This window comes from Pelotomaculum propionicicum (assembly GCF_048984525.1).
GTDB lineage: Bacteria > Bacillota > Desulfotomaculia > Desulfotomaculales > Pelotomaculaceae > Syntrophopropionicum > Syntrophopropionicum propionicicum_A.
Window position 1 is genome coordinate 1 of sequence record NZ_JBMGJC010000003.1, and the last position, 13,781, is coordinate 13,781.

Annotated in this window: 12 protein-coding genes; 4 read left to right on the top strand and 8 right to left on the bottom strand. The window is 47.9% G+C overall.

The features are described 5' to 3' along the window. Positions 1-482: 482 nt before the first annotated feature. Entirely contained in the window at positions 483-659 is a 177-nt protein-coding gene (locus ACOBQJ_RS03840) for a hypothetical protein (RefSeq protein ID WP_421070413.1), read from the bottom strand. Positions 660-1,170: 511 nt separating this feature from the next. Between ACOBQJ_RS03840 and ACOBQJ_RS03845 the strand changes: the two genes are divergently transcribed. From ACOBQJ_RS03845 to ACOBQJ_RS03860, 4 genes are all read left to right on the top strand, one after another. Further along, a complete protein-coding gene (locus tag ACOBQJ_RS03845; RefSeq protein ID WP_421070414.1) occupies positions 1,171-3,585 on the top strand; it encodes a homocysteine S-methyltransferase family protein in 2,415 nt (804 codons plus the stop codon). Next, entirely contained in the window at positions 3,582-4,304 is a 723-nt protein-coding gene (locus ACOBQJ_RS03850) for a hypothetical protein (RefSeq protein WP_421070415.1), read from the top strand. The genes ACOBQJ_RS03845 and ACOBQJ_RS03850 overlap by 4 nt, the downstream gene beginning before the upstream one ends. 412 nt (positions 4,305-4,716) lie before the next feature. Next, positions 4,717-6,042: a phenylacetate--CoA ligase family protein gene (locus ACOBQJ_RS03855; RefSeq protein ID WP_421070416.1), complete on the top strand. Its 1,326-nt coding sequence runs from the start codon at positions 4,717-4,719 to the stop codon at positions 6,040-6,042. A 23-nt stretch (positions 6,043-6,065) separates the two neighbouring features. Next, positions 6,066-6,281 carry a hypothetical protein gene (locus ACOBQJ_RS03860; protein WP_421070417.1) on the top strand — a complete coding sequence of 72 codons (216 nt, stop codon included), beginning with the start codon at positions 6,066-6,068 and terminating at the stop codon, positions 6,279-6,281. A 94-nt stretch (positions 6,282-6,375) separates the two neighbouring features. Here the strand turns inward: ACOBQJ_RS03860 and ACOBQJ_RS03865 are convergent, their stop codons facing one another. From ACOBQJ_RS03865 to ACOBQJ_RS03895, 7 genes are all read right to left on the bottom strand, one after another. Then, positions 6,376-7,041, bottom strand: a complete 666-nt coding sequence (locus ACOBQJ_RS03865; RefSeq protein ID WP_421070418.1) for an NAD(P)/FAD-dependent oxidoreductase — start codon at positions 7,039-7,041, stop codon at positions 6,376-6,378. A gap of 415 nt (positions 7,042-7,456) precedes the next feature. After that, the gene (locus ACOBQJ_RS03870) at positions 7,457-8,641 is read right to left on the bottom strand and encodes a DUF2201 family putative metallopeptidase (RefSeq protein ID WP_421070419.1); all 1,185 of its coding nucleotides are present in this window, start codon (positions 8,639-8,641) and stop codon (positions 7,457-7,459) included. 18 nt (positions 8,642-8,659) lie between these two features. Continuing rightward, on the bottom strand, positions 8,660-9,691 hold the full coding sequence (locus ACOBQJ_RS03875; protein WP_421070420.1) for an AAA family ATPase: 1,032 nt from the start codon (positions 9,689-9,691) through the stop codon (positions 8,660-8,662). A 38-nt stretch (positions 9,692-9,729) separates the two neighbouring features. After that, positions 9,730-10,281, bottom strand: coding sequence for a hypothetical protein (locus tag ACOBQJ_RS03880; RefSeq protein ID WP_421070421.1), 552 nt, complete (start codon positions 10,279-10,281; stop codon positions 9,730-9,732). Positions 10,282-10,434: 153 nt separating this feature from the next. Continuing rightward, positions 10,435-11,685 (bottom strand): phenylacetate--CoA ligase family protein, encoded by a 1,251-nt coding sequence (locus ACOBQJ_RS03885; protein ID WP_421070422.1) that lies wholly within the window; start codon positions 11,683-11,685, stop codon positions 10,435-10,437. Then, complete coding sequence (locus ACOBQJ_RS03890; protein WP_421070423.1) at positions 11,682-13,118, bottom strand: hypothetical protein; 1,437 nt, start codon at positions 13,116-13,118, stop codon at positions 11,682-11,684. The genes ACOBQJ_RS03885 and ACOBQJ_RS03890 overlap by 4 nt, the downstream gene beginning before the upstream one ends. 8 nt (positions 13,119-13,126) lie before the next feature. Further along, entirely contained in the window at positions 13,127-13,756 is a 630-nt protein-coding gene (locus tag ACOBQJ_RS03895; RefSeq protein WP_421070424.1) for a hypothetical protein, read from the bottom strand. Positions 13,757-13,781: the final 25 nt, after the last annotated feature.

Here is a 13,781-nt window from a genome sequence, read left to right on the forward strand (position 1 = left end):
TGCCATGCTGGGCTGCGATCTCATTGATGGTTGCTTCTTCCCGGAGGACCTCCAGAACCACCTGGGTTTTAAAGCCGGCTGAATAATGATTACGTTTGTTCATGCTCCCATTGTAACTTATTTTTCTCGTCCTGTGTCTCACTCCTTGGGAGCATTATAGAGAACCCACAATTCAGTTGTAATTCCGATTTCAGTAACGATTATGCTTAACGACAATGTAAAAAACCCTAAAGGCATAAAACGCTTTAAGTCTTCTTTCTTCATAAAGAAAAGCGTCAACCAGGGCAAGATGAACATAGACCATAATATAAGTTGGTTACTCATATTGGACCTCCAGCAGTATATGCCTTAAGTTATTTTTTCCTGCAATATGTACTCTATTCATTAGAAAGTTCAAAGCGATCTACTCCATATAAAAAAGCAAAAGCCGAACGTCCCGGTTAATACACGTTCGGCTCATACGCGCTAATTGCCGATAAGGTTTATTCCTGCCCTGCCGCCGCATCGGATTTCACTTCTAAAGCTGTTTGAAGACAATTTTTTAAACGTTCAATATCGACTTCACCGCAGATTATCACAACAATACTATTCTCAATTTCTATACAACAATTGCATTCCCTTTCCTTTTTATTATTTTCAGGTTGATTTGGCCATCCCATTTGATTTCCTCCTTTCGCAATGAATTGCGTGTCTTGCCTGATCCTGGAATATAATATGCCGCATGGATAAATTTGTTTACTATTCCAATGATAGGCTTAATGTATGTTAAACTGCTTAAATATACCCTCAGCCATTACGTCAGCCATTCCTAAAATGTGTATCTCATTTTCTAAATATAATATGACTGTTCTGACATCCAGGAGATTGTCCGGTCATGATATACTACAGTTATTTCCAGATATCTTAAACTCATTTTGACACGTGTTTCAGCCACATTCCAGGAGGTAAAGCCTTATTTAATGATTTGCAAAGATATTCCCGGGTCTTTTTTTATAATTAATGGCACAATATGATTGAATATAGCGGGATAAAAAAAGCAAATTAAATCATCTTCCTATAGAAATATTAGTTCTTCTAAAATATAATCAAGAATATACCTACCAAGCCTGTCAAATAATGTTGACTAGCATCTAAAATCTAACTGGCGTGGGTTAATATGGAGGTCTTTGAATGGCTGATTTTATTGCAACCTTAAAAAACCAAGTCCTGCTCGGGGACGGTGCAATGGGTACCATGCTTGTAAAACAGGGTCTCCCGCCGGGAGAAAACCCGGAGCTCTGGATGCTCTCTCATCCCCTTGAGGTACAGCAGGTGCATTTGGCTTACTTGAATGCAGGATCTCAGGTTATCCAGACAAATACCTTTGGTGGCACAGCGCTGAAACTGGGGGAATACGGTGCGGCCCACCTCGTAGAGGAAGTAAATAAAACGGCGGCCAAACTGGTGCGAGAGGTTGTTCAGGACAAGGCGTTTGTTGCTGGTATTATCGGACCCACCGGACACTTTCCCGCCCCTCTGGGTGACATCTCCTGGACGGAGCTGGCAGAAGTCTTTGGCCGGCAAGCCCGGGCCCTCGAGGCAGGGGGAGTGGATTTTATCTTACTGGAAACCTTCACTGATTTAGGCGAAATCCGGGCCGCCCTCTTCGCGGCCAAGAAATATACTAAGCTTCCGGTAGCATGCTCTCTTACTTATACCAAAGGCAGGACCCTCACAGGCGCCAGCCCCCAAACGGCCGCCATAGTACTGGAAGCGATGGGAGCTGATTGTATCGGCGCCAACTGCTCTACCGGTCCTGCGGAACTTCTGGAAATCATGAAAGAATACCGTCAGTTCACCCGGCTGCCGCTTCTGGTGGAGCCCAACGCCGGTATGCCGGTCCTTATCAACGGAGAAACAGTCTTCAAGGAAACACCTCAGGAATTGGCTCGTTTTGCCGAGCCTTTCCGGAGCCTGGGCGTTAATCTGATCGGAGCATGCTGCGGCAGCACTCCCGCTCATATCAAGGCCATGGGGGAGGCTTTATCATCACGGGAACCTACACCCCTGCCGCCGCAGGAAGGACCGTTCTCCACACGTCTGGCCAGCCGCAGCCGGGCTTTGGCTATAGGTGCCAAAGAGCTTCCCGTCCTTATAGGCGAGAGAATAAACCCCTCCGCCCGCAAGGCGGTTGCGGAAGCCCTGCGGCGGCAAAACTGGGATTTCATTACTAATGAAGGGGCGCTCCAGTTGGATTCAGGCGCACTGCTTCTTGACCTTAACACAGGACTGGCTGGAGGAGATGAAACCCGGCTGTTGCCGGAAGGTGTGCGGCAATTGCAGATGAGCCTGGACTGCCCGCTGGTGCTGGACTGTACTAATCCAGCCGCCCTGGAAAAAGGGCTTCAGGAATTCCAGGGCAAGGCTTTAATTAATTCTGTCAACGGCGAAAGAAAAAGCCTCGACTCTATCTTACCCCTGGCTAAAAAGTATGGCGCCGCGGTATTGGGTTTAACTCTTAATGAAAGCGGTATTCCCGCAAAGGCAGAAGAACGTTTGGATATAGCTAAACAGATCGTAGACGCGGCAGAGTACTATGGTTTGCCAAGAGAAGACATTATGATCGACTGTCTAGTCCTTACGGCGGCAACTTCTCCTGAGTTGGCTTCAGAAACCGTGCGGGCTATAACTTTGGTCAAAAAGCATCTGGGTGTTAATACAGTCCTGGGGCTGAGCAATGTCTCACACGGTTTGCCCCAGCGTTCCTGGCTTAATGCGGCTTTCTTGTCCTTAGCCCTTGGCGCCGGACTGGACGCTGCCATCGCCAACCCGCTTGACAACAGGATCAGAGAGACAATGATCTCAGGCGCCCTTCTTACGGGGCGTGATTTCGGCGCGCGCAACTACCTGGAGCAAGCCGGCAAACTGGTTTCCCCGGCCAAGCCTTCTATAAATAAGGACACTGACCAGGAAGACCCCGTCCAGGCCCTGCAAAAAGCTATCTTTCACGGGCACCAGGAAGCTGTCGTCCCACTGGTTAAGAAACTGCTTGAAAAAGGCGATGTCCTGTCTGTTATTAACGAAGGGATTATCCCCGCCCTGGAAATAATGGGCCAGCATTTTGCCCGGGGAGAAGCTTACCTTCCCCAGCTTATACTGGCAGGGGACACGGCGAAAAAGGCTTTTGCCTACTTAAAAGAAAATTTCTCAGCGCAGAAGGTGGAACAGCAGGGGACCGTAGTGATTGGAACAGTAAAGGGCGATATCCACGACATCGGCAAGAATATCGTTTCAGCCCTGCTTGAAAATCATGGTTATCGCGTTGTAGACCTGGGCAAAAGTGTATCAGCGCAAGCTTTTCTGGAAGCGGCCCGCCGTGAAAAGGCAGATGTGGTAGCTCTGAGCGCGTTAATGACTACAACTATGGTTGAGATGCCGCAGGTCATCGAACTGCTTAAGCAGGAGCTGCCGGATGTTAAAGTGATTGTTGGCGGGGCGGTGGTCACAGCTGAGTATGCGCGGGAAATCGGAGCGGACTCCTATGGCGCAGACGCGGTGGAGGCAGTGAAAGTAGTTCGGGGATTTTCACTGGCGCCTAAAGCATGAAAATAAAAATTCTCAACCTGCCCCTCCTGCTGTCTAAAGAAGAAATCTATCCCTTTCTTCATCTTGGGCCGTCGCCAGGTCCGCTCTCTGTAAATATTGATAAATTAATTGACACCCACCTGCGGAGCATTACTCAACTGGCTAAACCGCAAGGGGCTATCCGGGTGTGCTCTGTCAGCCGGATAACCCCGGACCAGGTTGTGTTGGATGGCGCCAGCCTGGTCATCGCGGGTTCCCGCGCGGCTGCTCATTTTATCACCTGTGAAAAAGTAACCCTGTTGGCTGCCACACTGGGGATCAGGATAGACGAACACCTGGCTGAGCTGCAGCAAACAGCCAGTGCTAGTGATGCGTTTATCTTCAATGGTATTGCCTCGGCAGCTGTTGAACATACCACTGATATTCTTGACAATATAGCGGTCCGGGATATCAGGCGCAGCTCTTATTACCCGACCGCGCGTTTCAGTCCGGGTTACGGTGACTGGTCCCTGGAACACCAGCAGCAATTTATAGACAGCATAAGTGGTGAAAAGATCGGACTTGCCGTGACGTCTCATCACCTGCTTCGGCCGGTAAAATCAGTAACAGCGGTCATAGGTTGGAGCAAAGTGCCACAAGAACGCAGCTATGAGCGGCCAGGCGAAAAAACCTGCCAGGGTACTCTTACTTGCAGTGATTGTCCTCTAAAAGAAAACTGCATTTCCAAAACTCAGCGATAATCAAATAAATTGATTTGAGATAATTATTATCTGATTCATATGGGAATTATAGAAAAAGATAGTCACTTCACTTGTTGAGGTGACTTTTATATTTAAGACAGGGTCTGGGTAACCGGATATTTTTTTGTGGAGATTTTTCTGGTGTTTAGCGCCGGAATTCTATTGATTAGCATTAATTATAAATGCAATCGCAAACATATATTTTAAATTCTTAATTTAACAATGTAAGATGAGATTAGAGAAAGAATAGCTATCTTGTATAGGATAATCCTAAATAAATATTTTGATATGCTGGGATATTTAAATAAAACAACCTGCATGGTGGTTTTATAAGCAAGTTTACGAAAAGCCGGGGTAATAAATACACTTGCTTTTTTTATTAATAAATAGTAACAAATCGGAGGTGGTTAACATGCAAAGTCTCGACATCTATTGGAATCCAATTTTGGAAACCATGCCGGTGGAAAAATTGAGGGAACTGCAGCTGGTAAAGTTTAAAAGGATATTGAAATGGGCGTACGACAGGTCCAAGCTTTACCGGAATCTTTATGACGCGGCCGGTTTAACCCCCGAAGATGTTAAAACGTGGGACGACATCAGGAAAGTGCCAATGATTGATAAAGAGAATTACCGGAAGGCCCAGTATAAGGAGCCGTGGCCTTACGGAGATTCTCTTTGCGTGCCTTTAGAAGAGGTCACAGTTTACCACCAGACCAGCGGCACCACCGGGCAACCGGTATTTCAGCCTGATACATGGCAGGACTGGGAGTGGTGGGCCGAAACATGGTCTTATATCTTGTGGGCGATGGGTTTCAGGAATACAGACAGGGTTTTTCTACCATTCGGTTACAATGTATTTATTGCCTACTGGGCCGGCCACTATGCTGCCGAAAAAATCAATTGTGAGGTTGTTTCGGGGGCTTTGCTAAACACCGAAGAAAGAGTATTGAAGATGAAGGACCTCAGGGCCACCGCTTTTATGGCTACCCCTACTTATGTTCTTGGGATGGCGGATGCTTGCCGGAAACTGGGCATGGATCCGAGGGATTTGGGGATCAAGAAAATCCTGTGCGCGGGTGAACCGGGTGCAAGCGTTCCCACCACCAAGAAAAGGATGGAAGAAGCCTGGGGCTGTAATGTATACGACCATATCGGCGCAACTGAAATGGGTGGATGGGGATACGAGTGTACGTATAAGCCGGGTGGTTTGCATGTTAACGAGGGATTTTTCCTGGTGGAACTCCTGGATATGGAAACCGGGGAACCTATTGAAGAACCTAATAAACTTGGGAAGGTCGTCATTACCGCTTTTGACCGGATGGCCCAGCCATGTGTCCGCTGCGACAGTAAAGACGTGGCTATGTGGAGTGAGAACTACTGTGCTTGCGGCCGCACACACCGCGTGTTAAAGGGCGGGATTCAGGGCCGTATTGACCACATTACAAAAGTTAAAGGTGTGCTGTTTAGTCCTGTATCGGTGGAAGAGGCTGTGCGCAGTATGAATCAACTAGGTAACGAATATGAATTGATTGTTAAAAAAGATGGGGAAATAGACAAGATCATCCTAAAATATGAATTGGCGCCCGGCTTTGAAGGCCAGGAAAAAGAAGTAGAGGCCGATTTGGCCAAAATTCTGAGAATAAAGACCAACCTTAACTTTGCTTATGAAAGTCACCCTTATGGTTCCCTGCCCAGGTATCAAGTAAAAGCCAAGCGTTTTCGGGACCTCAGGAAGTAATTATAAAAAGGTGGCGATACATCTTGATAGAGAAAACCAAAATTCGTGAAATGGCTGACCTTATTGCCAGTATTAAACTGGAAGCGGAAAATTTAAAAGAATTGGGCTGCAAATGCGGCATTAAATGTGTCGAAATGAACGTTGTCAGAATGTCCGCTATGATAAAAATGCTGGAACTTGACATTACTGATGCCGCCGATATATTGGAGGCCCGGCCTGAGCCGGCAATGACTTATTAATACAAACAATTTTATATTATTTTATTTGGCGGATCCCTGGCGATATACTCAATATCAGGGATCCGTCAAATGTTTATCAGTCCTGAGATAATGATTATTCCCCAAGTTTGCCTTTAAACTCTTCTAACCCAATCCGCTCGATGAACTTACCAAGCCGCTCATGCTTTTTGGCTCCCCCGGCATAGACCTTTATAATCTTATCGATTTTTTCCATGACTTGTTCTTCATCGAGCCCTTCATAAATAGTCTTGGCAATGCGTGGAGTAACGCCGCCGTTTCCGCCTGCCATCAATTTGAACCCTTTAGGCATACCCATTACGCCTACATCACGGAAATGATTTTCCCCGCAAGAATTTGCACAACCGCTTACACCCATTTTAAATTTACTGGGCAGTTCAAGGCCGTGATAACGTTCATCCAGTTTTAATCCCAAGCTTACTGAATCCTGTTGTCCCCGTTTGCAAAAGGTAGTTCCAGGACAAAATTTGATGCTGCGCACACATAGCCCAATGGCATGGCTGGGCTTCATGCCCAGATCGCGCCAGACATTCTCCAGATCTTCTTCCTTTAAACCCACAATCGCCAGGCGTTGGGCAGAGGTAAGCTTTAGTGCCTGGGCATTATATTTTTCTGCGACATCTGCTATTTTTCTCAACTTATCCGGAGTCACCAGCCCGCCGGGCATGTGAGGGACCACAGCATATGTTTCTTTATCCCGCTGAAGCACCGCACCCTTGTCTAATAAATCCGTTGCAGCCATAATTTATCATCCTCCTAAGTTATATGTATGATATATGCTATTCTTTGGCTTTATTGTACATTTTTTATTAGATACCAGCAACAGGCTTAAGTAAACGGCAATAACTCATACTTGCTGTAAATCTGAATTATAAATAAAGCTATTCATTAACACCCTTCTTTGAAATATTCATTAATGTAGTTTTTTCTAAGATGAATAAATTATACCCTGGTTTATCATAAATAGGTCGATATAACATGCCTGCTCTGAACTTTAGGGCATGCCAGAATTTTTGTCGGCGACTAACGAAATAAAAAGTAGTTTTTCGGACACATTCCAATGGAAAAAGCCGAATGTTTGGTAATCCACGTTCGGCTTAACTCTTGTAAATACTAACTTATTTGATTTCGGAGAGCTTGTCGCGCTTGACGGGTGCTTACTTTAAATACATGTAGGCCACGGTCCCGAAGTGGGGAATGGGATTGTTTTCTCCGGTCAGGACCCATAGCACGGGGTAGTTTGGCGGGTCCTTGGGTAAGTCTGCGTCTCCGTCGGTCAGTAAGACCATCAACGACGGGCTGATGCCGCGTTTTTCGATTTCCAGAAACAAGGGACGGAAGTTTGTCCCGCCGCCGCCTTTAAACTGCATCGGGAGGTTGTCCGCGTCAAGTTCCTGGAAGAGTTGGACCGCAGCGTCACAGTGGGCGATATAGCCCTTGAACTCCGGATAGGAGTAGACAATACTGACCATTTCCGAGATGAACTCCTTGTAGAAACGCCAGACCGAACCGGAAGTATCAATGGCCACAACCACCTCTTCCAGCCCTTCACTGCCGAACTCCGGCAGGAAGACGTAGTCGAAACGCCGGTCGGGCGGGATGAAGGTGTAGTCCGACCGGGTGGGCTGGACAAAGGCAGCCAGAGCCTGCTTCCAGTCCAGCTTGGGGTACAGGACATTTTCAATTACCTGCAACATACCAACGGGCAGGAGGCCTCTTTGCCGGGCGTCCTGGGCCGCCTGGGCGGCGCGCATTTTCCAGGTCGAAGCTTCCGCGTTGGAGTCAGTTGACTCGTCCTGTCCGCTCTTGTTCTTACCCCACCTGGAATGGTCGTCCAGGAGCCTGCCGTCAGGCTTTTTTCCCTGCTGGGATTTATCCGGACCGCTTTGCCCCGAGTCCTTGCCTGCCTCGTCCTGGGATTTAGGCGGCAGTTCCTGGCGCAGTATATTGTACACGGCGTCAGCTGTCATGCCCCTGAAACGGTCGGCTATGAAGACGCCGGACGGAAGCTTGAGCCCCTGTTCTTTGACGATTTGATTAACGACATAATCGCAGGCCATGTCCCAGAGCTCCTGCTCCCGGGTACCCCGGCGCCAGATGTGCTGGAGGGCCGCGTGCATTACTTCGTGGACCAGGGCGCTCATCAGCAGGCTGATGCCGCCGGTATTGACCAGGCCCTGTACAAAATCATCGTGGTAAATGAGGTCAAAACCCTCTGTCCGCATGGACGGAGTGGACTGGTCTTCCCTGGGCTGCAGGAAGAGGGCCAGGGAACCGAAGAAGGGATACTTCATGAGCATCTTGGCCCTGGCCTTGCTGATCAAATAATGAGAATCCGGCACTGGCGCCCCTCCCAATTACTAATCTGTTCCCACCAGGACATCCGCATTCCTGGTCAGCCAGTCGCGGAATTCAGGCAGCATAACCAGTTCAGTCCGGAGGTCGGCTTTTACGGCGTCATTGATGGCCAGCACCTGGTACTCGGCCATCAACATGGAGATAAAGGCAAAGAAGTTACTCAAACGGGCCGTGGTCTTATTATTGGAAAGGCTGCTGACCAGAGCACCGATGCAGGCGTAAATCATATCGGGTGAATCCGGGACTGTTGTTATCCTGCCGTCCAGGATCTCGTCCGCGTCGGGTATCTGCTCCAACATCCGGCAGAAGGCTGTAAATTCGGTGGCGGGTCCTTCGCCCACCGCCCCGCATATAGCAGGGAAAGCCCTGCTCACCTGACCGTAGGAGGGGAGGATCTTGTGGACGAACTCCCAGCTGCGCGGGCTGGGGAAAGCTTTGATTTCAGCGGCCTGGTTGGGAAACCGGTAAAGCAGTTCAGGCCTGAAATTCAAAAAGCTGATCACTCTATGGTCAATCCTGTTGGGTATCGCCCAGCGCTTCCAATCCTCAAGCGAGCAGGTAATTTCAAAGTGGATCATCCTGTTGGCCAGCGCCGCGGGCATCTGGTTGCTGACACCTTTATCCTGGGCCCGGTTGCCCGCTGCCACCTGTCGCCACCCTTCCGGCAGGAGGTATTCGCCGACACGCCGGTCCAGGATCAACTGGTAGGCGGCAGCCTGCACAGCCCGTGGGGCGGAGGTGATCTCGTCATAAAGTATGATACCTTCCGCGCCGTCGCGCCCGACATCAGGCAGGAAGGAAGGGGCAAGCCAGTCCGCCTGCCGGGTTTCCCTGTTGGGATAGGGGATGCCGCGCAGGTCAATGGGGTTCAAGAGCAAAAGCCGCAGATCCAGGAAACCCCAGCCGCTTTCAGCGGCTATCTGCCGGACAATGCTAGACTTCCCGACTCCGGGAGGGCCCCACAACATCACGGTGGGAACTTCAGGATCAGTTAAAAGGATTTTAAGGTGCCCTTTCGCTTCAGTTGCAAACATATGTACAGCCACTCCTAATACAAATTGCTTTAGTTAAATCAACAGCCTGTCAGCATGGTCAGCGCGTCATGCAAATTGGCGATCTTTTTCTTACTGGCGTCATCAGGGGCGTCCCGGCCTTCTTTAATGACCGCATAACCACCATTAAACAGAATTAACAGTTCGCAGAATTCCAGGTTATCGAATACAGACACCGGGAAATACTTCGGTACGGCGCGGAGGTCGGTCGTCGTCAATCCCCAGAGAATCATAACTTCTTCTTCTTCCCACTTATCAATAGCCCATGGGTTATCAAGGTCCGGGTTATCATAATACAAGCCGCGCACTTTATTTCTAAAAGTACCGTAAGACAGCGCAAAACGCGGTGAACCGTTATCCCCGGTCTCGTAAAAAGCCAGGTCAATCCGGGGTTCGCCGTCCACAACATCCTGTTTTATTACCAGGTTATAAATACTGTCGTTCCGGCACCTATTGGTAATTGATCCTTCACTGTCGTATGCGTGGCAGGAAATCCTGTGGGACAAGTGAAGAGATGTCTTCAAATTAGCCAGGTTACCGATATGGACCATTGAATAATTGTACGTCGGCATTGTTAAACCACCTGATACTGATTTTTCTTTGGATAATATTACCTCATTAAGTCCTTTATATATTACATTATATTAAAAAAACCTTCACGTCCATGAAAAAAAAGTCTGCCCGACCGATGAGAATTAAATCGAACAGAGAACTGGCCAGGCTATTTAAAACCTTAAATCAATGAGGCTTTTTAATTTGCCCGTACGATGGTTGAACTCCAGGTCTTCCATCCGGCAAAATGTAATTTCTACAGGAGAGATAATACCCTTGTCAAGTGAATCCAAAAACAGGGGACGTTCTTTAAACAGGGCCTCTAAAATGTCTTCCTTATTTTTACCGTTCAGCTCACGTGGCGATATTTTAATTGTAAGCTGGTCCAGTTTGTTAGTGTGAGAAACAATGAGCTGGTATCCATTTACAGTGATGCCCAGATCATTAAGTATCCGGCCGACATCAGTCACGTACATGGATACCACGCCTATTCTTGCGGCTTCCTCACTTCTGCCCAGGAGCTTGAACTTTCTGTCCGGCATGCCTTGGGGCTCGGTGTACATCCCCATATCTCCGATGGGATAGCGGATTAACGGCATTAACAGCTTGTACAGGCTGGTGATATATATTTTCCCAATCCTGTTTTCCTCTGTGATGACTTCATTTGTGTCGGGGTCTATCAGCTCAAAAATGCAGGCGGTATCACACACCCTGTGTTCGTTAAAGCCGCAGTCGGAGCTGAAATAACCGACCAGGCCATAATCATTTCCGGCCAGGGAAACAGAACGAAAGTCAACCTTTCTGCCCAAGATTGAGCATATAGCCTCTCTCTGGTCAGGATAAAGCGTTTCTCCGGCAAAATAAATTACATCCACGTTAAAGTTTTCCACACTATTCTTCTCCACATATTCAATTATCTTGAGAATTATAGACGGAATACCTGCCAGTACATTAATTTCCATGTTTACAATGGCGCTGACCATATCTTCTAACGGGGACTGCCCCCCGATATTGAACAGCAAAGTCCTGCTCAGCGCTTCTCTCAGCAGTGAGTAAACATAAATGAAGCTTCCATACATCCCTCCGCCATAGAAAAGATTGGCAATCCTGTCACCGTTTTTCAGGCCGCTCTTGGACAGGTAAAAGCCATTTATCCGGCACATAGTATCCCACTCCTCGGAGGTATATGGAGCGTATTTGGGAGCCCCGGTGGTGCCTCCGCTCTTCAGCACCTGCCCGTCCACCTGCCTGGCAGTCAGGACGCTGCCGCCTTTTATGGAAGCATTTGCCCAAAAATGGTTTTGATCAATGAGGGGTAAATCCGCCAGGGCCGGGTTTTTACTCACTTTTTTGTACAACCCGGCGTAATATGGCGAGTGCTTTCTGGCATAGTCAATGATGTACTCTGGTGAGTATATTTTCATACCGCACATCCTTTCCCGCTGACACTTCTTATGTATTTAAACACATCGGCGTAGTCAAAATCGGCTACAATGGCATCAAAATTGACCGGGTAGTCAAGTAAATGCTGCATGATCAGGTAATCCCCCTTGCTGCTTCCCGGCATAATCCCTGTAAAGATGAAACCCTTTTCTTTAGCCTTTTCATAGCCGAAAACGCAACCGGGCTCACTCATATTGAGGTACATTTCCACCATTTCGATTTTGTTTTTTGCACAGTAATTAAGAACATTATCAAGCGAGCTGGCAATTTCTTCACCCACATTATTTACTATCACCTTACAAATTCGCATTGGTGTATTTACGCTCCACTGTAAAAGACCGTAGGCTGATGGAATAATGCCCGTTCCCACCTCATATGCGCAGCCAAGCTTTTCATACAGCCCGGCAATAAAGTCACAGTGCTCCGGCGGTGGGTAAATTGTCCTGCATGCCAGGTTGAAAAGCTTTACGCAGATGGCCAGGTCCAGCCGTCGTTCACCTTTGTTGTAAATTCCCCTGGATTCCTCGTTAACATAATGAAATAGAAAGCCGGTGGCGGTAAAGCCGTTACTGTGGCAAATCCTTTGCGATATATTGTGAAAAGCGGTTGGCTGGCCCATAACACCATTTACATCAAGCCCCCCGGCTATCTCAAAGCCATATTCAAAAAGCATGCGCCCGAGGCCGTACTTGCGAAAGCTGCTTTTCACCGCAAGGGTGGCCAGCTCCGGCAAAGACGGAAAATCTTCGTGGCAGGCCAGTGCCAGGTGCCCTCCTATTTCGTTATGATCGTTTAACGCTAAAATGGAATGAAATGTCCCGGCCTCAACAAGCTCCCTGAATTTTTCGGGGTAATAAAGTGCCTCATAGGCGTATGAATAGCCATAAGCATTGTAAATGCATGTTATAGCCGCAATAATATCTGTAATATCAGTACCGACCTTCTGGCAGCGAAAATTGTTATCCAGAGGGGATGCCTCGACTTCCTCTTCTTTTTTAAGCTCGATTTTCTGGGGCAGAAACATTTGCACATAGGTACGCTGGCCGCTCTTGCCCAGCTTTTCCAGGCCATAGCGGTCCACCGACCGTGCAGCCAGGAAGAACTCCAGGCCCTTGGTATTTGACTCTATATTCCGGGGGTCAAAGGCTGACTCGTTAGTCCAATAAGGAATGCCCATATCTTTTATGGACACCTCCAGGATATCCTTTTGCAAAAGGACCTCAACAACAATTTTGCCAGTGTTGGCATAAGCGTTTTGCAGCCTGTCCGCCAGTATTTCCTCGCAGGACAGCCGCAGCCTGGCTGCCTTGCCTTTTTCAAAGCCAAGCTCCCGGGCCAGGCTTTCTATAAAGGTCAAAGTGCCGTCAAGCAGTCTCGTATCGTTTACTATTTCAATGGTTGCTATATTGCTCATGACATACCTCACAGATACTTTATATACAGACAGCAGGAGCCTTCCACCAGGGCGAATGGATTCCTGCCTTCTGTTTTTATCCGGCTGTAAATTATTTCATTTATTTTTTTAAACTCATGTTTTTCCAACAAACATGCCGAACGAAAATTTGTAGCGTCAGCTATGCCTATTTTATATCCTTTTTTCCTAATCATTTCTTCGGCATAACTGAGCAGTTTACTGGCAATCCCGAATCTCAGAAACCCATCTTCCACAGATATAAACATCATCCTGACACATTGACCGGCCTTAAAGAATTCATTAACCAGCAAGGGTTTTTCCAGTTCCTCAAATATGCGGTTGGTGTTTACAACCCCCTGCATTTCCACCTTTGTCAATTCCGGAAGCCTGCTTTCATCAATAAAGGCGTCGAACAAGATCAACGTTCCCGCAATTTTACCCGCAGCCATGTCAATGGCGTTAAAAGACAGCCCGTCCTCTATGCTCAGGGGGAGCGTTTTCAAGAGGTACCGGTAATACTCTTCATGTGTAAACCCCAGGGCCATGGTCATGGGCTCGCGCTCGTTAAAAGCACGGGTCTGGCACCTGGCCATCTGCTCAAGCTCCTGCATGGCGGCTGTCCTGATTTGAATATCCAAATATTGTCCTCCCAACAGCATTGTT